The sequence below is a fragment of the Agrobacterium vitis genome (genome assembly GCF_037039395.1).
Lineage (GTDB): Bacteria > Pseudomonadota > Alphaproteobacteria > Rhizobiales > Rhizobiaceae > Allorhizobium > Allorhizobium vitis_E.
Window position 1 is genome coordinate 1,439,613 of the sequence record NZ_CP146242.1, and the last position, 20,022, is coordinate 1,459,634.

20 protein-coding genes are annotated in these 20,022 nt (G+C 58.4%); 4 read left to right on the forward strand and 16 right to left on the reverse strand.

What is annotated here, in order from left to right; translation table 11 throughout:
• Positions 1–21: 21 nt before the first annotated feature.
• The 12 genes from V6582_RS09405 to V6582_RS09460 all read right to left on the reverse strand — a co-directional run bounded on the left by V6582_RS09405 (position 22) and on the right by V6582_RS09460 (position 11,739).
• Positions 22–813: an ABC transporter permease gene (locus V6582_RS09405; RefSeq protein ID WP_156631044.1), complete on the reverse strand. Its 792-nt coding sequence runs from the start codon at positions 811–813 to the stop codon at positions 22–24.
• The gene (locus V6582_RS09410; RefSeq protein ID WP_156631045.1) at positions 810–1,655 is read right to left on the reverse strand and encodes an ABC transporter permease; all 846 of its coding nucleotides are present in this window, start codon (positions 1,653–1,655) and stop codon (positions 810–812) included. The genes V6582_RS09405 and V6582_RS09410 overlap by 4 nt, the downstream gene beginning before the upstream one ends.
• The gene (locus V6582_RS09415; RefSeq protein ID WP_156631046.1) at positions 1,652–2,767 is read right to left on the reverse strand and encodes an ABC transporter ATP-binding protein; all 1,116 of its coding nucleotides are present in this window, start codon (positions 2,765–2,767) and stop codon (positions 1,652–1,654) included. Before V6582_RS09415 ends, V6582_RS09410 begins: the two co-directional genes overlap by 4 nt.
• A 10-nt stretch (positions 2,768–2,777) precedes the next feature.
• Positions 2,778–3,878 carry an ABC transporter substrate-binding protein gene (locus V6582_RS09420; protein WP_156631047.1) on the reverse strand — a complete coding sequence of 367 codons (1,101 nt, stop codon included), beginning with the start codon at positions 3,876–3,878 and terminating at the stop codon, positions 2,778–2,780.
• 40 nt (positions 3,879–3,918) lie between these two features.
• Complete coding sequence (locus V6582_RS09425) at positions 3,919–4,812, reverse strand: MurR/RpiR family transcriptional regulator (protein ID WP_337739200.1); 894 nt, start codon at positions 4,810–4,812, stop codon at positions 3,919–3,921.
• Between the two features lie 523 nt (positions 4,813–5,335).
• On the reverse strand, positions 5,336–5,830 hold the full coding sequence (locus V6582_RS09430) for a flavin reductase (protein ID WP_197434325.1): 495 nt from the start codon (positions 5,828–5,830) through the stop codon (positions 5,336–5,338).
• Positions 5,831–5,856: 26 nt separating this feature from the next.
• Positions 5,857–6,561, reverse strand: coding sequence for a GntR family transcriptional regulator (locus V6582_RS09435; RefSeq protein ID WP_156631050.1), 705 nt, complete (start codon positions 6,559–6,561; stop codon positions 5,857–5,859).
• Positions 6,562–6,573: 12 nt separating this feature from the next.
• Positions 6,574–7,371 carry an ABC transporter permease gene (locus V6582_RS09440; RefSeq protein WP_156631051.1) on the reverse strand — a complete coding sequence of 266 codons (798 nt, stop codon included), beginning with the start codon at positions 7,369–7,371 and terminating at the stop codon, positions 6,574–6,576.
• A gap of 10 nt (positions 7,372–7,381) precedes the next feature.
• Positions 7,382–8,284, reverse strand: a complete 903-nt coding sequence (locus V6582_RS09445; RefSeq protein WP_156631052.1) for an ABC transporter permease — start codon at positions 8,282–8,284, stop codon at positions 7,382–7,384.
• Between the two features lies 1 nt (position 8,285).
• On the reverse strand, positions 8,286–9,326 hold the full coding sequence (locus V6582_RS09450) for an ABC transporter substrate-binding protein (protein ID WP_197434327.1): 1,041 nt from the start codon (positions 9,324–9,326) through the stop codon (positions 8,286–8,288).
• A 53-nt stretch (positions 9,327–9,379) separates the two neighbouring features.
• Complete coding sequence (locus V6582_RS09455; RefSeq protein WP_156631056.1) at positions 9,380–10,492, reverse strand: ABC transporter ATP-binding protein; 1,113 nt, start codon at positions 10,490–10,492, stop codon at positions 9,380–9,382.
• 2 nt (positions 10,493–10,494) lie between these two features.
• Positions 10,495–11,739, reverse strand: coding sequence for an acyl-CoA dehydrogenase family protein (locus tag V6582_RS09460; protein ID WP_349508950.1), 1,245 nt, complete (start codon positions 11,737–11,739; stop codon positions 10,495–10,497).
• A gap of 268 nt (positions 11,740–12,007) precedes the next feature.
• Here V6582_RS09460 and V6582_RS09465 point away from each other — a divergent pair, with 268 nt between their 5' ends.
• From V6582_RS09465 to V6582_RS09480, 4 genes are read left to right on the forward strand one after another with little or no spacing between them, the layout of a single operon-like run.
• Positions 12,008–13,138, forward strand: a complete 1,131-nt coding sequence (locus V6582_RS09465) for a M24 family metallopeptidase (protein WP_156631059.1) — start codon at positions 12,008–12,010, stop codon at positions 13,136–13,138.
• 5 nt (positions 13,139–13,143) lie between these two features.
• Positions 13,144–14,277 carry a M24 family metallopeptidase gene (locus tag V6582_RS09470; protein ID WP_197434329.1) on the forward strand — a complete coding sequence of 378 codons (1,134 nt, stop codon included), beginning with the start codon at positions 13,144–13,146 and terminating at the stop codon, positions 14,275–14,277.
• 26 nt (positions 14,278–14,303) lie between these two features.
• Positions 14,304–14,729: an ester cyclase gene (locus V6582_RS09475; RefSeq protein ID WP_197434330.1), complete on the forward strand. Its 426-nt coding sequence runs from the start codon at positions 14,304–14,306 to the stop codon at positions 14,727–14,729.
• Complete coding sequence (locus tag V6582_RS09480; protein WP_156631065.1) at positions 14,726–16,075, forward strand: M20/M25/M40 family metallo-hydrolase; 1,350 nt, start codon at positions 14,726–14,728, stop codon at positions 16,073–16,075. Before V6582_RS09475 ends, V6582_RS09480 begins: the two co-directional genes overlap by 4 nt.
• A 602-nt stretch (positions 16,076–16,677) precedes the next feature.
• On the opposite strand, the gene V6582_RS09485 is transcribed toward V6582_RS09480, so the two are convergent.
• The 4 genes from V6582_RS09485 to V6582_RS09500 all read right to left on the reverse strand — a co-directional run bounded on the left by V6582_RS09485 (position 16,678) and on the right by V6582_RS09500 (position 19,858).
• The gene (locus tag V6582_RS09485) at positions 16,678–18,228 is read right to left on the reverse strand and encodes a putative bifunctional diguanylate cyclase/phosphodiesterase (RefSeq protein ID WP_156631067.1); all 1,551 of its coding nucleotides are present in this window, start codon (positions 18,226–18,228) and stop codon (positions 16,678–16,680) included.
• A 278-nt stretch (positions 18,229–18,506) separates the two neighbouring features.
• The gene (locus V6582_RS09490) at positions 18,507–18,788 is read right to left on the reverse strand and encodes an HU family DNA-binding protein (RefSeq protein ID WP_156621570.1); all 282 of its coding nucleotides are present in this window, start codon (positions 18,786–18,788) and stop codon (positions 18,507–18,509) included.
• A 70-nt stretch (positions 18,789–18,858) separates the two neighbouring features.
• Complete coding sequence (locus V6582_RS09495) at positions 18,859–19,677, reverse strand: alpha/beta fold hydrolase (RefSeq protein WP_156631069.1); 819 nt, start codon at positions 19,675–19,677, stop codon at positions 18,859–18,861.
• Positions 19,678–19,681: 4 nt separating this feature from the next.
• Positions 19,682–19,858 (reverse strand): hypothetical protein, encoded by a 177-nt coding sequence (locus V6582_RS09500; RefSeq protein WP_156631070.1) that lies wholly within the window; start codon positions 19,856–19,858, stop codon positions 19,682–19,684.
• Positions 19,859–20,022 lie beyond the last annotated feature (164 nt).

A 20,022-nucleotide genomic window follows, 5' to 3' on the forward strand; every position in this document is an offset into this window, starting at 1 on the left:
CATGATGTGAACCGGATGCTGTTAGGAACGGCCCTTGCTGCGGGCCGCAAGGATATTTGCGAGAAGAAGGCATACGACCGAAACCAGGATCAGCATGACGCTGACGGCCGCTATCGAAGGATCGATCTGGAAAAGAACCGAATTCCAGATCCGCACCGGCAGCGTCTGGGTCGATGTACCTGCCATGAACATTGCGATCAGCAATTCATCGAATGACGACAGGAAAGCGAAGATGAAGGCCGAAGCGATGCCCGGTGCAATAAGTGGCAGCGTCACCCGCCGGAAAGCGGTAATCCGGTCAGCGCCGAGGCTGAGCGCGGCATTTTCGAGCCTGCCATCGACGCCCTGAAGCGTCGCTGACAGGATGATCGTCGCAATCGGGATCGCCAGGATCGTATGGCCGATGACGATTGCCAGAGATGACGGGATCTGTGGCATGTCGGAGAAGAAGAAGAACATCGCGATCGCAGAGATGATGTTCGGTACGATCATCGGCAACAGGATCAACGCATATACGGCCTGTTTCATGGCGAAGCGGCCGCGCACGAGGGCGATCGCAGCCAGAAGGCTGACGACAATCGACAGGATCGTTGCGCCAAACGCGATCTTGAAGCTCGTCCAGGCAGAATCCAGCCAGGCCGCGCTGCCGAGGATTTCCTCCATCCAGCGCAGGGACAGACTCTGCGGCGGGAAACGGAGATAGTTGCCACTGTTGAGTGCCAGCGGCACGATGATCAGGATCGGGATGGCTAGGAACAGAAGCACGAAGAACGAGATAATCTTGGTGCTCAAGCCGATAGAGCGTGCATTCATAGCTTGGCCTCGAACAGTCGATTGAGCCCGACAAAGCGCTCGTAAATGGCAAACAGGATGAGCGTGCAGACCAGAAGCACGGTGGCGAGCGTGGAGGCGAAACCCCAGTCGAAATAGGTCTCGACCTGACTTTCCACCAGCATCGAGATCATGCTGTCCTGCTGGCTGCCCATCAGTGCGGGGGTGATGAAGAAACCGAGGGCAAGGATGAAGACGAGCAGGCATCCGGCCGCGACGCCGGGAAACGACAGTGGCGCGAAGATGCGCCAGAATGCACGTGTCCGCCCGGCTCCCAGGCTCTCCGCTGCAAGCAGAAGGCTCGTGTCGATGCCACGCATGACGCTGTAGAGCGCCAGCACCATGTAAGGCAGCATGATATAGGTCATGCCGATCGTCACCGCCGTCCGGGTATACATGATCGTCAGCGGCGTATCGATCAAACCCGTCCAGATGAGGAACTGGTTGACGATGCCCTGCGAACCGAGAATGACCATCCAGGCATAAGTCCGCACCAGGACGCTGGTGAAATAGGGCACGATGACGATGATCATCAGCAGGCCGGCAAGCCGTGGCTTGATCTGCGACAGGAGATAGGCGAGCGGATAACCGAGAACCAGCGATGCGATGGTAACCAGCGCCGCGATCTCGAATGTCGACCAGAGGACCTGCAGATAGGCCGGCTCGGCCAGCAGCCTTTGATAGTGCCGCAGCGTGAATTCCGGATCATAGATGCTGCGCGACAGCATGGCGCCGAGCGGGTAGAGAAAGAACAGGCACAGCACCACGAGCGCCGGCAACAGCAGCAGCCATGCTCTTGATTTGTCGGATGAGTTTTCGCTCATGCCGCCTCTCCTCCGGCAACGCACCAGAGTGGCTCTGATCCCCAGCCGATGGTGACTTCGCTGCCCGTTTCCGGTGCCGAACCACCCAGCGTGCCGGCGCCCGACTGGGTCATGATTTCGCTGCCGTCCGGCAATGTGACCGACAGCTTGATCGTATGCCCCAGATAAAGGACGTCGCTGACGCGGCCCTTGAGGGTCGCACCTTGCGCGACGGTCGCGAGCTCACCAAAGCTCACTCGTTCCGGCCGAAGCACTGCGGAAGCCTCTTCACCGATTTTCAAGTCCGGCCGACCCTGACAGCGGATGGCGCTCCCATCTGCAAGGCGCAGCGTGACGGTGTTGCCATCATTGCCTTCCACCTTGCCCTTGAGAAAATTGGACTGGCCGATGAAGCTCGCAACGAAACGGCTGTCAGGCCGCTCGTAAATCGTCTTCGGATCCGCGATCTGGGCGATCCTGCCGTCCTGCATGACGGCAATCTCGTCCGACATCGTCAGCGCTTCCTCCTGATCATGGGTGACGAAGACGATCGTTGCGCCGAGAGAGGCATGAAGGCGTTTGATCTCGATCTGCATATGTTCGCGCAGGTTCTTGTCGAGCGCGCCAAGCGGCTCGTCCATGAGTAGCGCCTGCGGTTCGAAGATGATGGCGCGCGCCAAAGCCACGCGCTGCTGCTGGCCGCCCGAGAGCTGCCGCGGATAGCGGTCAGCCATCTTGCCGAGATGAACCACGTCAAGCGTCTCGCGCACGAGCCGCTCGATTTCAGCCTTCGACCGGCCTCGCATCTCCAGCGGAAATGCGAGGTTCTGGGCGACCGTCATATGAGGGAAAAGCGAGTAGTTCTGGAAAACGACCCCGAGATCGCGCTTGCCCGGCGGCAGGCTGGTGACATCCTTCCCACCGATGCGGATATGCCCGGACGTCGGGAAAGTGAACCCGGCCAGCATCATCAGCGTCGTCGTCTTGCCCGATCCACTCGCACCCAGAAGAGTGACGAAACGGCCCGACTTGACATGAAGATCGAGGTCCTTGACCGCAGCCGACTGACCGTAAAGCTTGGTCACGCCGCAAATTTGAAGTTCTGCGCCTTTTTCCATTACCAGTTCGCTCATCACTGCTCTATTACTTGCTCAGGACCCAAGACTGCCAGCGCGAGCCGACGGTCGAAAGATTGTCGGTCCACCATTCGGGGCTCTGCTCGAATGTCTTCGGGAAGAATTCCGGATTGCTGGGGAGTTTTGCCAGATCTTCCTTGCGAACATGGTCGAAGGCCTTGGTATTGCTCGGGCCATAAGCGATAAACTGCGTGAGCTTGCCCTGAACTTCAGGCTGAAGAGCAAAGTCGATGAAGCGCTGGGCATTTTCGGAATTTGCCGCACCCTTGACCACACCCCAGTACTGAACCTGCTGCTTGGCTTCCGTCCAGTCGATCGCAATCGGGGCGCCGTTGTCGATCAGCGCTTGGGCGCGACCGTTCCAGATGCCGCCGATGACGGCCTCCTTGAGCTCGAGCATCTGTGCCGAAACGGCACCGGTATCCCACCACTTGACGACACTGGACTTGATCTTGTCGAGCGAGGCGAAGGCGCGGTCGATGTCGAGCGGATAGAGTGCATCCTTGGCAACGCCATCGGCAAGCAGCGCGAATTCCAGCTCGGCTGCACCGGACTTCTGGTCCGCAAGCGTGCGGGCACCCGGGAACTTCTGCACATCCCAGAATTCCTGCCAGCCGCGCGGATGCGAGCCGGTTGCGAAGACTTCCGTATTATAGGCAAGTACGGTCGCGAAATAGAGGTTGCCGACCATGTTGGGACGACGGACCGTTGCCTGGATGTCGTCCGGCTTGGTGAAGGTCATCTTGTCATAGGCGATCGACTGGAGGGCGCCGATACGATCGAGCGACATCAAAGCGACGTCGACCAGATCGACGACATCGATGCGCACCTGGCGGGCCTCGACCATGGCGCGAACCTGAGCGGCGGTTGCAGGCTGAACGGCAACCTTGATGCCGGTCTCGGCAGTAAAGGGCTCATAGATCGCCTTGGTCATGGCCGCCTCATAGGCTCCGCCCAGACCACGCACCACGACCTGACCTGCATCGGCGCGCACATACGGTGCATAAAGGCCGGACGCACCGGCGCCCACACCGAAGACGGCAGCAGACTTAAGGAAGCTGCGGCGGCTCGGAGCCACACTGAAAAGCTGATCGGATTTCTTATTCATTCTTATTCCCCTTTAGGATTGATTGAAAGTGACGTGAATATCAGCCCTGCTTGTCCGGGTCGGATCGCGGGGCAGAAGCGTTGAGTGACCGGGCTGTAGGCAGGCCACGGCTCCAAAGGCCAAGCTTGGCCAGCATCTCATCGGCCTGGCGCAGGCGCTCGGTGCTCAGCGGGTCTTTGGCCATGCACATGGCGGTCAAGGCGTCGGCGATGGCAAATGTCCCAGCCTGGCTCCACCAGACCGCTGAAGTGCTGCGGGCAGCAAAAAGCGAATGATCGGCGATATGAGCCAAAGGCGAGGTCAGCTTGTCGGTGATCGCCACCACCGTTGCACCCACCTGCTTTGCTGCCGCGAGAATATCTAATGTGAATGGCAGATAACGGACATAACCGATGCCGATCACAACATCACCGGGACCGATGGAGCGGAAGCGCTCGGCAAGATCCCCCTGCTCGACATTCACGATCTGTACCTTATCCAGGCACTGGTTGAGATGCATCGATACATAGGCCGCCAGTGGATAGGAGGTACCATGGCCGCTGACCAGTACCCTGCGCGCGCCGACCAGTGCATCGACAATTTTCTCAAAAGTCTCATCCGAATTCATCTCGCCGGTGCGCTGAACGAGATCCATCGAGACGGCCTGAACCTGTTCGCGCACGCCACCAGACGTGGAGCCGCCGGCCTTGCGTGCCATGCCGCTCGATCCCTCGAGGTCAAGTATCTCGCCCCGCAGCGCTTCGCGCATCTCGAGGAAGCCGGCGAAGCCGACGGCTTTTGAGAAACGAACAACGGCCGCGTCGCTTTGCGCTACAGCGGCGGCCAGTTGCCTGGCAGTCATGAATGCCACCGCATCCGGATGCTCTACAATGTACTGAGCGATATTCTGCTGAGCTTTCGTGAGGTCGCCGAAGCGATCCCTAACCTGATCCACAGTGCGCAATGTCACATCCGCTACATATTTTTTTGTTTTTGTAGCATATACAACATACAGTCAAATGCAATAGGCGTGAGCAACCGTGTCCAGAAGTTCGATCGTCTTTCGGAAACGACAAAACTGACTACCTGTTCAAGCGTTTTCGAGATTACCGGCACGAGAAAGAAAGGAGAACGATATGCTTCTCGTTAATGCGTTCCACTTTGGAAATGGCCGGGTGGCGCGATCACCGGACTATCTTGCCTCGGCCGGCTAAGCAAACCGCACTTCGGTCCTGTTCTAATCCGGCTGGCGCATGGCCGCGACAAACAACCCACGGCGCATTGAACACTCAATCGGGGATTAAGCGTTTTCGAAGCTGCTCAAATGACGAGAAACCTTGCCTCACACCCTTAGCGCGTTACAAGTAGTCATTTCTTCACGCGCGAGCCACTTCCGTGCCCCCTTGAAAGACGTGGAGTGGAGCCGGGCTAGCCGTCTGTTGGTCCGATAGGCCATCACGATTCCATGCTACTGCCAATTAGACCAGCGTTTTCCTGTACTGGCCTTGCCCATAGAGGAGAGGACGCGCATTTTCTTTTGTCACAGCTTCGCGGATGGTCGCGCATATAATCGTGTGGCTACCGAATTCCATGATGTTTTCCACGTCACAAACGACGACAGCAAGAGCATCTTCGAGACAAGGTAGCTCGTGTGGTCCATTCCGCCACCGCTCCTCTCCAAACTTTTCGTCACCTTGAAATCCGCTACGTCCGGCGAGGCAATCGGCGTCCTCCTCTTGACCTTCCGCCAGGTAGTTAACGGTGAACGACCCGGCTTCAACAATTGCCGCACGAGCCGTCGTTTGGCGATTGAGACAGACTAGAAGCGATGGCGGAGAATCGGACAGAGAGCACACGGCAGTGACCGTACAGCCTGCGCGATTTCCGACAGCGCCCGTGGCCACGATGGCAACCGAGGAAATCGGACTGCGCATAATCTTGCGAAAGAGAGTGGCATTGATCGGCTGAAACACCGAAGTCTCCGTGTTGGCCACGGGGGTCATTTGAGAACCTCACCTTCATCTGATGCAAGGTGCGCGTTGGAAATCCGCAAGACCTCGCTGAAGTGTTTCTGGATTACGCGTTCGGCATCAATCGGATTTCTCTGCACCAGTGCGCTTGCCAGCTCGATATGATGGACCTGTAGATAACCTCTCTCTGCGGCCGTGGGTGAAATCCCAACAGCCGAGAAAGAGTACTCGTAGAACTCCTCAATCAGATGCAGCAGCCGACTGCTTCCCGAGGCTTGTGCGATCGAGAGGTGAAACTCACGATCATTCTCCGAGCGCGTTCTGTCGTCCGGCGTTCCGCCTTGTACTGCCTCACAACAACGTCGCAGGATCTGCGAGAGCTCCTCATCAGTGGCATTTTCGCATGCCAGCCTCGCAGCCGCAGATTCGAGCGCCTGACGAATAACGAGAATTTCGCCGAGCTTCTTGCCAACCTCGGCGACGATGACGCCGCCATTGATCTGGCGCAGAACCAGCCCCTCGCTTTCGAGCCGGGAGATTGCCTCACGCACCGGTGTTCGGCTGACCGCAAGGCGGCTCGATAGCTGCGTCTCGACCATTCGGGTCCCGGCCGGAATGCTTCCGCGCAGGATCTGGCGCCGAAGCTCGCGATGAACATGGAGAACTACAGGTTCCCGTTCGACTGGGATCGTCTCTTCTTCGCCGCTGTCTTCAATGCTGGACGTGTCGGTCATCACGGTCCTCTGTCACGATTGCCGTTGCTTTGACTGCTTCTGAACCCAGGCCACCAACCACAGGCCGAGGACGGAGACGACAGTCATGAATGTCGATACCGCGGCAATCGTCGGATCGATCGTCTGCTGAACATTGACCCAGATCTGCCGCGGAAGGGTAGGTTCGGTCAGCCGGGTCAGGAACAGGCTGAGAATGATATCGTCGAACGAGGCAACGAAGGCAAATAGTCCGCCGCCCAGGATGGCGGGGCGAAGGTTGGGCAGAGTGACAAGCCAGACGGCCTTGACGGGCGACGCGCCGAGGCTACGCGCAGCCCACTCCAGACGCCTGTCGAACCCGTAGAGGGATGCAGTTACGATCATGACGACGTAGGGGATGGCGATGATACTGTGAGCAACGACCAGCGCGCCGGTCGTGCCGAGTATCCTAAGGCGAACGTAGAGAAAATAAAGCCCGACCGCGATAATGATCTTGGGCAGGATCATCGGACTCATCACCAGCATGCGCACAGCTGTCTTCCCGGCAAACCGGTAGCGCACCAAGGCCAGTGCGATAAGGAAGCCGATGACGAGCGAAACCACCGCGGTCAAGGCAGCGACTAAAAAGCTCAGTCGTGTTGCTCGCATCCACATCTCGCTGCCGAAATAGGCCTCATACCATCGCAGCGACAGTCCGGGCGGCGGAAAGCTCAGCATTTCGGTCGGGGTGAAGGACACCGACATGATGATCAGGATCGGTGCGATTAGAACCGCTAGAACCGATGATGAAAAGATACCGAGCGTCAGCCGTGCTGAAAATATACGTCCCATGGTCAAATCCTCACTTCGCTCCGCCCCAGAGCCGTTCGAAATCCAGGAACCGGTTAGCCATAAGCTGCATGCTGCCGGTCACCAGAAGAAGGATGACGGAAAGCGAGGCGGCAAATGTCCAGTCCATCGCCTCATTGATCTGAATGGCGATCATCAGCGGCAATGTGGTCTGGCTCGGCCCGCCGAGCATTGCGGGCGTGATGTACATACCGATCCCCAGCATGAAGACCATGTAGCAGCCGGCGAGCACTCCGGGGCGCGTCAGCGGCAGGAACACATGGCGAAACGCCGCTGACGGACTGGCACCGAGATTTTGAGCGGCCAACAGGAGGTTACGATCGATGCCGTTCATGACGCTGTAGATGCTCAGGATCATGTAGGGCAGAAGATAGTAAGACAGCGCAAAGATCACGGCGGTGTTGGTGCCGATGAAGGCAAGCGGCGTGTCGATAAGGCCGAAGTTCAAAAGAGCATTGTTCAGGATGCCCTGGCGGCCGAGGATAACCATCCAGGCATAGGTTCGCACCAAGCCGCTGCTCCAGAACGGGATCAATACGAAGGCCATAAGCAGGACGGCCCAGCTGCGATTCATCGTCACCAGCCAGTAAGCGACCGCATACCCGCATATCAGCGTGATCACCAGCGTGATCAAGCCGAGAAAGGCTGTATAGGCCAGGACCATCCAGTAAGCAGGCTCCTCCAGGAACATCTGGAAGCCGACAAGCGTGAACCCGTTGTCGTCATGAACCGACTGCCAGAAGATCCGCAGCAGTGGATAGCCAAAGAATAGTGCATAAAAGATCAGGACGGGAATGAGGAAGAGCGGAAACCGCCCTCCCTCCTTCGCCCTTGTCTTGGGTGGAGCGGCCGCCGGCGCGACCGCATCCCTCGCGTGGGCTGTCATGTCCACCATGTCAGCGGACCCCGAGCCTCGCCCAGCCGCGGGCGATGTCCTGGCGATGCTCGCCCAGCCAGCCGGTATCTGCGACGCGGCCCAGTTCGGCCGTAGCAGGGTTGCCGGGAAGAAGCGGTGCTACGTCGGGTTCGATGAACTTGTAGGCATCGGTATTGATCGGGCCGTAATTGGTTGGCTTGGCGAGCGCTGCCAGGCGCTCTGGATCACAAACCCACTTCAAGAAATTGCCGGCCGCCTCGACATGGGGTGCACCCTTGGGAATGACGAAGAAGTTTGGAAAGCGAAGATGCTGGTTCCAGTTGATGGCGACGGGCTTGCCTTCGGCGATCAGGGGCACCATACGACCGTTCGGGATGACGATCATGTCGACTTCGCCATCGGCAAGAAATTGCACGACCTTCGCGTAGCCGTCCGAAAATACCATGTTGTCGCCAAGTTCTCCGATCTTGTCGAACGCCTTGTCGATTTCGAACGGGTAGAGTTTGGCAAGGTCGGCATTTTCCGTCATCGCAGCCTGCTCCACCGGCGGGCGCGTCGCACCGATCGAGCCTCGCTTGCCTGGGAAAGCCTCGACATTCCAGAAATCGGCCCAGCCCTTCGGCGCCTGAGGATAGGTCTTGGTATTGTAGGCCATCACCATCGCCCACTGGATCGTGGGAAAGGCATAGGGATGGCGCATATCCTCGGGAATGCCCGCCTTGCAGCTCTGCGGGACCGCATCCCAGTCGATCGGCTCGAGCAAGTCGGCCTTTGCCAGCGCGTTCACCGAATCCGCCGAGAGATCGACGAGGTCGGCTTCAACATTGCCGGACTGGATCATCACGCGAAGGTTGGCGAAATTGTAACCCGCAGCCTCTGTCACCTTCACGCCTGTCGCTTCGGCATAGGGCTTGAACCAGAACTTGCTCTGGTTCTCCTGATAGTTCCCGCCCAGCGAAAGGATTGTCAGGTCTTCCGCCGAAGCCTGCGCGACCGGCAGAAGGAGGGCGGCGACCGCACCAGTAGCGAGCATGGTTCGGCGAAGGTCGTGTCTGCTCATTTTCAGTTCCCCTGTTATGGCGATCATGACGGCGATCGCCGTTACCGCTCCCGTCAGGATAAAAGGATCCGGGCATTCTGCGGCTCGAAGCCGATCCAGAGCGGAGCGCCCGCGCTGACGTCGACTCCCACGCCCCTATTCGGGCGGCGGACCCTCAATTGCTGGCCATCGGCCAATTCCACGGTGTAGATGATGCTTTCACCGAGATAGAGCTGGGATTTGATCCGGCATGCGATCGCGTTTGCGATGTCGGCAGCATTGGTCACCAGCCTCAGTCGTTCGGGACGAATGAACACCGAAACGGCTGCTCCGTTGGAGACATGCGGTTCGGCAACGACCCTGCACTCTTGCCCGGCAACCATCACCGACGTCACGCCGGGCTCCTGAGAGGCTACATTCGCGTTGAGGAAGTTGGATTCGCCGATGAAGTTGGCGGTAAAGCGGTTGGCCGGTACTTCGTAGGTCTCACGTGGCGAGGAAAAGCTCGCAATGCGCCCATCCTCCATGACCGCGATGTCGTCCGACATCGTCAGCGCCTCTTCCTGATCGTGGGTGACGTAGACGACCGTCAATCCGAGATCTGTCTGGATGCGCTTGATCTCCTCCTGCATCTGCAGGCGAAGACGTCGGTCGAGAGCGCCCAGCGGCTCGTCCATCAACACCAGGGACGGGCTGAACACTAGCGCTCTTGCCAAGGCGACACGTTGCTGCTGGCCGCCCGAAAGCTGGTTCGGATAGCGTTCGGCAAAGTCCGCGAGGCCGACCATTTTCAAGAACTCGCGAGACTGCTCCTGCGTCCGGCGTTTCTCGACTCCGCGCATCTTCAATGCGAAACCGACGTTGTCGAGCACCGTCAGATGCGGGAAGAGCGCATAATTCTGAAAGACCATGCCGATATCGCGCTTGTGCGCCGGCAGGGACGTGACGTCCCTGCCGTTGATCTTGATCGCCCCGCTTGTCGGCTCGACGAAGCCGGCAATCATCATCAGTGTCGTCGTCTTGCCGGATCCCGATGCCCCGAGCAAGGTAAGGAAACGGCCCGGCGTCAGGTCGAGGTCGATGCTGCGCACGGCGGTCGAAGTCCCGAAATCCTTGCGCAGGGCTTCAAGCGATAGCGATGCCCCCTGCACATTCGACCTTGCTGCCAAGTCAACCCGAGCGTTCATCCTCAGCCAGCCTTTGCCGTTGCGTCCGGGCCGAGGCCGAGCTGCGCCCAGGTCCTGGTCGGACCGATGTCGCCGTACTTCTGCTTCGGCGCGTAACGGCCATCGACCGTCGCATCCGCGACGAGACGGATGAGTTGGCTGTCTCGCGTATGCAGCGACGCAGCGCGAATGTCGCGCCAGAACATCTCCAGCGGCATCGTGTTCAAAAGCGCGCGCGTGCCAATAATGTCGAAGGCCTTGGTGGCAACAGCCAGGGCAGTCTCCCGGGCCGTATGGTGAGCGCTCAGGGACGCAAGCGCCGCGTCACCCCATTTCTCCGCTTCCCAGAGTCTCGTCGCCAGCATCGCTGAACCGGAGGCAGCCTGGATTGATGCCGCCATTTGGCCGACCTCCACCATGAGGCCATCCTCGTTGCGCAGGAATGGTCGCTTGCGCATCGTCTCGAGCACGCAGTCGAAGGCGCCGCGGGCACTTCCGATCAGATGAAACGCCTGGGACAGTTCGAGCGTATACGGATCCTTGGTGACGAAGTCGGCCGGCTCACCGAGAACATTCTTCCAGGGGATGAATACGTCCTTGAGGGTCGCGCTCCAACTGACGGTTCCGCGCAAGCCGATGATCTTGTCCCAGCCGTTTTCATTGAAGACGAGGCCTTCGCTGCCGGCTTCGACGATCGAAAGCGTCAATCCGTCTCGGCTCGTTTCCGCGCCGGGCGCGATCGACCAGTAGAGCAGATATTTTGCGACCGGACCGTTCGAGCAGAAATGCTTGGAGCCGCTGGCAAGGAAGCCGCCGTCGACCGGCTGCATGCCGGCGTTGAAGAACAGTCGCGTTTTGGTATCTTTGCTGGCGACGCTTTCCTGGTGGTTGATCTCGCTGCCGAGCGATCCCATCAACACGCCGTTTTGCACCACGTCGCCCAGGATCCGCTGCTTTTGCTCCTCGTTGCCAAGGCGCGCAACCGCACCGCACTGATGATAGTGGATGATCAGGTTCCAGCCGGTGGTGGAGCAGGCGCGCGAAATAGCCTCGGTAACGATATAGCAGCCGAAATGGGCATTGCCGGATTCCGGCGCTTCACCACCGTAAGCCTTCGGCACGGCGAGCTTCAGAAGGCCGGCTTCCCTCAGGAGCGCCATGTTCTCGTCGGTGAACTGAGCAGTTGCATCGAATGCTCGATCTGAGGCCTTGATTTTCGCCGCAACCTCATTGGCCACATCGAGCCAGCGTTGCTGCTCATCTGTCAAACTCGTCCACATCACTTCTTCCCTCGCATTATCCGCGACTGACAATCATCAAATTTCCGCACGCTGCATGCAGAAAGTCAACCGAGCAAATGCACAAATTTTCCAATTTTCCTATAAATGACTATAAAATGCGCACTGTTTTCTCTTCTTGGCGATAAAGTCGACCAAATAACGCAAACTATGCATTTTATTTGTGCAACTTCATATCAGTTCTATTTTTTAATTCTGCACTCTTGATCTTTGTCAGCTTCAATGTGAAATTTTCTGCATGCAGATTACGAGGATTGACGTGTCGCCCGAAAGCAAACTGCCCCCTACGACGCAAATCATGCTGGCAAGGCTGAGGAATTTGATGCTGCAGGAAGGGATCGATGCGGTCGTCATCGGCCCGAGCGCCAGCTTCCTGCAGCTTGTTGGACGCAATGCCAACCTCACGGAGCGGATGGTGGCGGTCGTGGTTACGCGCGACAACGCCTATATCGTCGTTCCCCGACTGCAGGAGCCTCTCTATACGCACCTTCCGCTGGAGAGGGTTGTATGGGACGAGCACCAAGATCCCACCGCTGCTGCATGCAAGATCTTGTCTGGCGAAGGCTGCCGCATTATCGGTGTAAATCGCGAGTTCTGGTCAGGGTTTCTGCTGCGCATGCAGACCGCGGCCCCCGACCTGACCTTCAAGACCGCGCAGGCTCTCGACCTGATGCGTGCCATCAAGACCCGAGGCGAGATCGAGGCAATGCGGCGGGCGGCCCATCGTATTGACGAGGTCTGGCGGCGTTTTATTGCAGATCACCCGGTGCTGACCGGAAAGACGGAGCTCGAGCTTCGCAATGCCATCGGCACATTGATGCAGGAGGAAGGCTTCAGCCATACCGCCTGGATCGACGTCGGCGCCGGCGCAAACGGCGCCTCTTCCCTGCATCACGGCTCCGACTATGTGATCCGGTCAGGCGACCCGATCGTCTTTGATTTTGCGGGGGTCTTCGAAGGCTGGTACGCAGATATCTGCCGCGTCGCATGCGCCGGATCTCCGGAACAGGAGTTCCTTGACGCCTATCAGATCCTGCTCGAGGCGCAGGAGGCGGCTTTCCAGGCAATTCGCCCGGGTGTGCCGGCAAGCACACCGGACGAGGCCGCACGCTCGGTGTTGACGAAGGCAGGCTATGGAGACGCGTTCACGCACCGTGTCGGCCATGGAATAGGCCTTGACGCCCATGAGGAGCCCTATCTCGTGCGCGGCAGTGATTTGAAGCTCGCAGTCGGCATGGTGATGTCCGACGAGCCGGGTATCTATCTTGCCGGACGCTGGGGCATGCGTGTCGAGGACATCGTCGCCCTGACCGATGATGGTCCGGTCCGTCTCAACCAGGCTTCCCGCTCCCTCGCACTACAGAAATGACATCCATGACGCAGCTCACATTTCCCCCTGCATTTTCCGTCGACGAATTCCAGGCCCGCATTTCGGCCCTACGCGCCATCATGGACCGGCGTCGCGTCGATCTCCTGGTCATCGATCAGTTCGAGCATATGGTCTATTTCGGAGGGCACCTGCCGACGGCTGCCATGTACCAGGCGCTGCTGGTCCCCTTGTCCGGCGAACCGGTGGCGGTTATCCGTGCGCTGGACGCTCCGGTGTTCAATGAAACGAGCTGGCTTTCTCAGTGCGTGGCCATCGGCGATTCCGAAAACCCGCTCCAGGTCGTTGCCGAGACGATCGTGGCCGGAGGACACGGCGCCTCCACGATCGGGATCGAGCGCGACAGCCACTTCATGACAATCAATCGTGCGCTTGAACTCGAGACACGCCTGCCAAATGCTAAGTTCGTCGACTTCTCGGGCGTCATGTGGGAGATGCGGCAGGTCAAGTCGCCCCTGGAACTTGCTTGCCTTCAGGTAGCTGCGGAGATTTGTGACAGGGCAACCGCTGCGGGTTTCGAAGCCGCGGCTGCAGGGGTGAACGAACGCGAGGTCACTGCGGCGATCACCGCCGAGGCCTTGCGGACGGGCGCCGACAATACCCGCTTGGTCCTGATGGCGTCGGGACCTCGCTCGGCCGCCTTGCACGGGGCCCTTGGGCACCGCATTCTGGCGGATGGGGATGTCCTGCATGTGGAAATGGTTCCGCATTTCCGCGGATACACCTCCCGCATCATGCGCCCTAAATCGATCGGCGCGCCGACGGATGAGCAATTGCGCGTCGCCGAGACGATGATTGCAATTCAGGATCGGCAGTTCGAGGCTATGAAGCCCGGCGCAGATGCGAAGGATGTGGATCGCATCCTGCGGGAGGGCATTCTTTCCGCCGGGCTGCGCGCCAGTTATACGAACGTGACCGGATATACGCTCGGCCTTGTCTTCATCCCCCGCACCAGCGATTTCACCCGCGTCTTTCTGGCCGACAGCGACTGGCGCCTGGAGGAAAACCAGGTCTTCCACATGTATGCATGGGCGGGCGGCATGGCCTTCAGCGAGACCGTGGTCGTCACGCCCGAGGGCGGCAAATGCCTGACGAAGATGGAACGGCGGCTCTTCAATTGAACCTATCCGATGAGAGGACGAGTACCATGACCGCGGACAGCAAACAGATCATCTTCGACTATTATCGCAAGGTTTGGGAAGAGCACGACGTTGATGCCATCCCCACGCTCTTTGCCGAAAGCTATGTGAACCATGCCGGCGCGCGGGGGACGTTGAAGGGCCCCGATGGCATTCTCGCGAACTACCGATCGCTGAAGGAGGCTTTCCCGGACGTCGCGTTCACCCTTGACCTGGTGTTGTCGGAGGGAAGCCGGGTCTGCGCCTACTATACGATGACCGGCACCCACACGGGCATGTTCATGGGGATCGCTCCGACCGATAACGCGGTCAAGGTTCCCGGGATCGGCATCTACGAGGTGCAGAACGGCATGATAGCCGAAAGCTGGGTGGTTCGGGATTCTCTTGTCCTGCTTCGCCAGCTAGGGGCTGACGTCACAACAAAACCGGCATGAGATCGATACCTGACGGTTTTGTCGCCGACCTGATGGCGCTTCTCGAAATCCCGGGTGTTGCAGTCTGGGAGCACGGGCGCACCGATCTCGATCGCGCCGCTGCCTGGCTAGGGTCTCGGCTGGAACGCGCCGGCTTGCAGGCACGGCTGCTCGACGACGGCATCTCACCACCCTTCGTCTATGCACAGACAGAGATCCGGCCGGACAGACCAACGCTTCTTCTCTATGGCCATTATGACGTCCAGCCTGCCAGCCTCAAGGACGGGTGGACGACGGATCCATTCAAGCCCGATATTCGCAATGGACGGATCTACGCTCGCGGCGCGACCGACCAGAAGATGAACCTTCTGCTGCCTGTCTTCGCCCTGGAAGAGGCCGACCTTTTCGGACTGCCTTTCAATATCAAGGTCTTTTATGAAGGCCAGGAGGAAATCTTCAGTCCAGGCCTTGAGGCTGCACTCCTAAGATACAAGGACCTGCTGCGGAGCGATGCGGTCTTCAGCACCGATGGCTGGCAATCGAGCGCCGACCTCGGAGACGTCCGCTTGGGCCTGCGCGGCTTCTGCGGGCTGGAGGTCGAGGTTCACGGCGCCAACAAGGACCTTCACTCCGGTTCGTTCGGCGGCGCAGTTCCCAATCCGGCACAGGCCCTGGCGCGCGCCCTCTCTCGCCTGCATGACGACGATGGAATGATCACGGTTCCGGGCTTCATGGACGACGCAACGCCGCTGACGGAGGCGGAGAAGACATTTCTGGTCGCACAACCGTTCGACCGGAAGGCTTGGCTGGCCCTGACGGGACTGGCCGAGGGTGATGCGCCCGATCGACTCGAGCTTCAGACACGGATGGGGCTTCGTCCCACGATGGAGATCAACGCGCTGGAGTCCGGCAACTATCTGGGAGGGTTCCGGACGATCGTGCCTTCATCCGCCCGCGCCCGGATATCCTGCCGGTTGGTCCCGGGGCAGGAGCCCGACATTGTCAGCGGATTGCTTTCGGATTTCATCGATCGCGCCATACCGAAGCGCTTTGCGCGACAGATCAGACCATTGCCGGGCACGTCCCGTCCCTATCGCATCGCAGCGGATGATCCCTTTCAAGGACTGGCGGCGAGAATACTCGCCGATGTCGACGGCCAACCGCCACGGTATTCCTACTCTGGCGGGAGTATTCCGATGCCGGGCGCGATCGCTTCGGTGCTTGGTGTCGGCACTACCATTTTCGGCTTCGGCCTTCCCGACGAAAACATGCACGGCGTCGATGAGTTCTGCAGACTGACGGACATAGAAAGAGGCATGGCCGCCTGGCGGCTCCTCCTCGGCCGTCCATCCACGATGGCGGTTTGACGGCGCTTAATTCCGACGTGAAATAGACAGCTGCCGTGGACCTGCCGCCTCGGACAGCGAAAATGACGGAGAGCTGTGACGAGCGGCGTCTTGTCCGTTTCCAGATGCAGATAGGCGCCTACAAATTGCAGATTGAGGCGGCTGGTTTTGACGGTACTTTATTGGCGCGTCGGATCCACGTTCGCGGTTTATGGTTCGCTGCGAAGCGGCCGATTGATGTCGATAGTTCACAGAATTTTTTCTGCCCTGAAATTCCAAAAACCTATAGTAAAATCAAGAGACTAACATTTTAACGGACCTGGTCACGGCGACTGGAACTGAAAAGGAAGTTTTCTTTAGTAAAATCAACTACTTAGGATAGAAAAAATATTAGTGTGGGGCAGAAACGGATAAAAAAGGCGGCTATGGCGTAGTTTCGGCAGTCTCACGTCTGCCTAACGCCTTCCCTCCCCTCTCTTTAGTTTGGAGCCGTCTTATCAATGCGGTTGTCCCAGTGCCGCGGAGGACGGACGGCTAGTCTCAAGTGTCTTGCTCTGCAGCGACGCCGAGCCTAGTGATGTCGCACGACTGTCATCCCCGATTTGCGACCCCTCTGTGTGGGATCAGCCGTCGCTCCGGTATCGTGTCGAAGGCGACGTCGAGCTTGTCGAGATGAAGGCAAGAACCTCATCGGCTGGCATGGCCTTACCAAAAAGATAGCCCTGCCCATACTCGCACCCAAGAAGTTTCAAATGCTCGTACTGGCTTTCGCGCTCGATCCCTTCAGCGGTGGTCTCCACACCCAGGCCTTGTCCGAGGCCGACGATCGACTTAACAATCTTCGCCTGCTTTTCGTTGGCCTCGAATGAACTGACGAAGCTTCGGTCGATCTTGATCTTGTCAAACGGAATATTCGAAAGCTGCGACAGACTCGAGAAACCAGTGCCGAAGTCATCCAGCGCAATTCTGATGCCAGCCGTTCTCAATTCAACAACGACGGCCATCGCGGCATCAAGATCGCGCACAACCGCGCTCTCCGTCACCTCGATCTCAAGGCGTTCTGCAGGTAACCCGGTCTCCAATAGGATCTTGATGATCCGCGATCCGAGCAGGCGATCTTTAAGCTGTGTGGGCGACAGATTGAAAGCGAGGTAGGTGTCACTCGGCCATAATGCGGCATCCAGACATGCTTGGTGGAGGAGTTGCTCCGATAGCTCCGTGATCAGTCCAGCTTCCTCAGCAACCTCGATGAAGGTCATTGGTGGAATCGAGGTGCCGTCTTTCAGCGTCCAACGAGCGAGTGCTTCAAAACCTAGAACAACTCCTGTTTCCATACCAATAACTGGTTGGTAATGAGGGCGAATGTCACGGTTGCTGATTGCGGCGCGCAGTTTCTTCTCAATTTCCACGCGCTCATCCAGGACGGTTCGCAGGCTCGGATCATAGATGCAGATCGTGTTCCGGCCCTTGCGTTTGGCCGCGTACATAGCCAGATCAGCGTGCTGCATCGCCTCCTCAAAACAACTTATGGAGGGGAGCGGGGCAACGCCGATCGAAGCGCCAACATCCACTTGAATACCAGCGATGACCATACGGTCGCCTAAGACCTGTAGGAGGCGGTCGCATAATTGCGTTGCACCGTCACCAGTGGACGGGGTGACAAGTAAAAACTCATCGCCTCCCAGGCGAATGATGACCTCCGATGGGAAGGCTTCAATCATGCGCTCACTGAGCGTTACAAGCAATTCGTCTCCCCCGTGATGACCCACGAGATCGTTTACTTTCTTAAAACCGTCGAGATCGATGGCGATGACGGCGCCACTGTTGAGGATTCCCCAGTTACCATCTTTGAGCCGGGCTTCCAGGAAATGGCGATTTGCCAACCGTGTCAACGGATCATGATATGCGAACCAAACAGCCTCCTCCTCGGCTCTGCCGCGCTGCCTCGTCTCCCTTTTCAGTTCCGCGAGACGCCGACCGGCATAAATAAATCCCATGAGGCCCGCCGTCAAAAGGGCCAGCAAGGCTTCGTCCGCCTGCCAATCTTCGTGCTCTTCTAAGAACCCGACTAGGAACTCGAACGCATTGAAGTGATGGGCTAAGCCGAAGACCACGAGCCCAGCAGCTGTTAGGATCAGGCCATCACGTATCGCCGCGTTCTTCAAGAAACCCATGTCGTTTTCCACTCGTAAGCCACTCGTCCGAGAATATTCGCAATTGCTTTCGAATTCGTTCGGATGAGGCAGTGGTGGCGTTAGCCCAGCCGTAGACGGCAGACATCTCCATATAGCGATTGCGTGGAAATGGGTTCGCCAACGATCTATTGGTCGCTACTTTACCGGACATGAGCGACCCGCTAATCCCTCGCCGACCCGGTTCAGTCCCGTCGAAGTGAGGCAACGTCCGAGGGGCGGCATCTGTGACACGGCTCCAAGTGAACCGCCATCGAGTATCAGCTATTTACGGCTTCCTTCAGCGCCTTGGCGGGCTGAAACACGAGCTTTTTCGACGCCGCGATCTTGATCGTATCGCCGGTCGAGGGATTGCGACCATCACGTTCCGGCCTGTCCTGGACCTTGAATTTTCCAAAACCGTTCAACGAAACTTCCTCGCCTTTTGACGCCGCTTGCGAAATGCTTTTCAGGACATCTTCGACAATGGCTTTGGCCTGGATTTTCGTCAGCCCGTGTGCCTCGGCAAGGCCTTCAGCCAGATCGTTCGTACTAATGGCCATTTGTTATCCTCCCTTAGTGGTTCGACGGTGCATGCTATCGTAAGCACGGACCGCCGTCGTGACCGAATATTTAGTCGAGCGTGGCCAGGAAACTCTGCAGCATTTCATTGAATATGTGATGTTGCATCCAATGGGGACCGTGACCGGCGCCAGCAAGACGCAACGGGCGGTCGGTCCACAACTTTGCGTAGTTCAGCGAGTCGATATAGTCGAGATTGATCACCGGATCGTCTGCGCCATTGACGATCGCCAGCGGCACGGTTGACCTTTGGACGAGATCGCGCTGATCGATCTGCGTTCCGGCAAGCACGGCTTCCACCATATATTGCCGCGAGCGCCCGTCCGTGCGGCGAACGGCAGAGGTGTAGAACAGATCGCGCTCGGCTCCAGGTCCCAGCGCCATGGCAACCACGCCTTCAATTTGTTCGTCCGTGAGGACCGGATCGCCAGTATATGCCATTTCAGGGTTGGGCAGAAAGCCAAGCTGCGCACCTTCCGGTCCGGGCGGAATAGGTGGGGTGCCGAAGATCATTACGCCAGCAACGTCGTCTAATCGCGCCACAAGGTCCAGGGCAATATGCCCGCCCAGAGAATGCCCCAGGATAGCAACCCTCTCGATGCCGAGCTTTGCTAGTACTTCGACTACTGCTTCGGCATAACCGCCAAAGCAATATGTGCGCCGAGGATCGACCGCGTCGGAGGATACACCGTGTCCGGGCAGGTCCAGTGATATGAGCCGCCGCGTCTCTGCCAGGGCCTGCTTCTGAAACACGAACATTTCCTTGCACCCCGAATTGCAATGCAGCATCAAAAGCGGCGTCCCGCTGCCTCCAACATCGCTAACTGCGACCCGCCCGTGGGATGTTTCAATAACTGTCTGCTTTTCCATGCGTTTAATCCGAATTCCTGTCGTTCTGCTGCGGTTCGTCCTTCTGATGATAGGAAGACAGCAAGAAAATGGCACCGTTCGATGGCGCCTCGAATTCGCACCACAGCATCGAGCTATCCTGAATTCGATTGGGATCGCTGGCGGCAGCGCGAGTGGTGAGCCCACCGCGAAGCTCAGGCACGTCTGGGATTCCTAAGCACTGGCACCGTCGTGACCCGTGATGAACCATATACCTCCTCCGGATCTTGCGCGACATTGCGCCGCTGCGTTTCGAACGCCGCGACAACCTCTGGCAAAATGACTGGATCGTCATTTGGGACCGAAGGACGTCAGAGATGGGATTTT

Bases quoted from the DNA above. Each gene is read 5' to 3' on its own strand.
- V6582_RS09405 (WP_156631044.1), bottom strand. From the start codon at position 813: ATGAATGCACGCTCTATCGGCTTGAGCACCAAGATTATCTCGTTCTTC.
- V6582_RS09410 (WP_156631045.1), bottom strand. From the start codon at position 1,655: ATGAGCGAAAACTCATCCGACAAATCAAGAGCATGGCTGCTGCTGTTG.
- V6582_RS09415 (WP_156631046.1), bottom strand. From the start codon at position 2,767: ATGAGCGAACTGGTAATGGAAAAAGGCGCAGAACTTCAAATTTGCGGC.
- V6582_RS09420 (WP_156631047.1), bottom strand. From the start codon at position 3,878: ATGAATAAGAAATCCGATCAGCTTTTCAGTGTGGCTCCGAGCCGCCGC.
- V6582_RS09435 (WP_156631050.1), bottom strand. From the start codon at position 6,561: ATGACCGACACGTCCAGCATTGAAGACAGCGGCGAAGAAGAGACGATC.
- V6582_RS09440 (WP_156631051.1), bottom strand. From the start codon at position 7,371: ATGGGACGTATATTTTCAGCACGGCTGACGCTCGGTATCTTTTCATCA.
- V6582_RS09445 (WP_156631052.1), bottom strand. From the start codon at position 8,284: ATGGTGGACATGACAGCCCACGCGAGGGATGCGGTCGCGCCGGCGGCC.
- V6582_RS09450 (WP_197434327.1), bottom strand. From the start codon at position 9,326: ATGAGCAGACACGACCTTCGCCGAACCATGCTCGCTACTGGTGCGGTC.
- V6582_RS09455 (WP_156631056.1), bottom strand. From the start codon at position 10,492: ATGAACGCTCGGGTTGACTTGGCAGCAAGGTCGAATGTGCAGGGGGCA.
- V6582_RS09465 (WP_156631059.1), top strand. From the start codon at position 12,008: ATGCAGATTACGAGGATTGACGTGTCGCCCGAAAGCAAACTGCCCCCT.
- V6582_RS09470 (WP_197434329.1), top strand. From the start codon at position 13,144: ATGACGCAGCTCACATTTCCCCCTGCATTTTCCGTCGACGAATTCCAG.
- V6582_RS09475 (WP_197434330.1), top strand. From the start codon at position 14,304: ATGACCGCGGACAGCAAACAGATCATCTTCGACTATTATCGCAAGGTT.
- V6582_RS09480 (WP_156631065.1), top strand. From the start codon at position 14,726: ATGAGATCGATACCTGACGGTTTTGTCGCCGACCTGATGGCGCTTCTC.
- V6582_RS09485 (WP_156631067.1), bottom strand. From the start codon at position 18,228: ATGGGTTTCTTGAAGAACGCGGCGATACGTGATGGCCTGATCCTAACA.
- V6582_RS09490 (WP_156621570.1), bottom strand. From the start codon at position 18,788: ATGGCCATTAGTACGAACGATCTGGCTGAAGGCCTTGCCGAGGCACAC.
- V6582_RS09495 (WP_156631069.1), bottom strand. From the start codon at position 19,677: ATGGAAAAGCAGACAGTTATTGAAACATCCCACGGGCGGGTCGCAGTT.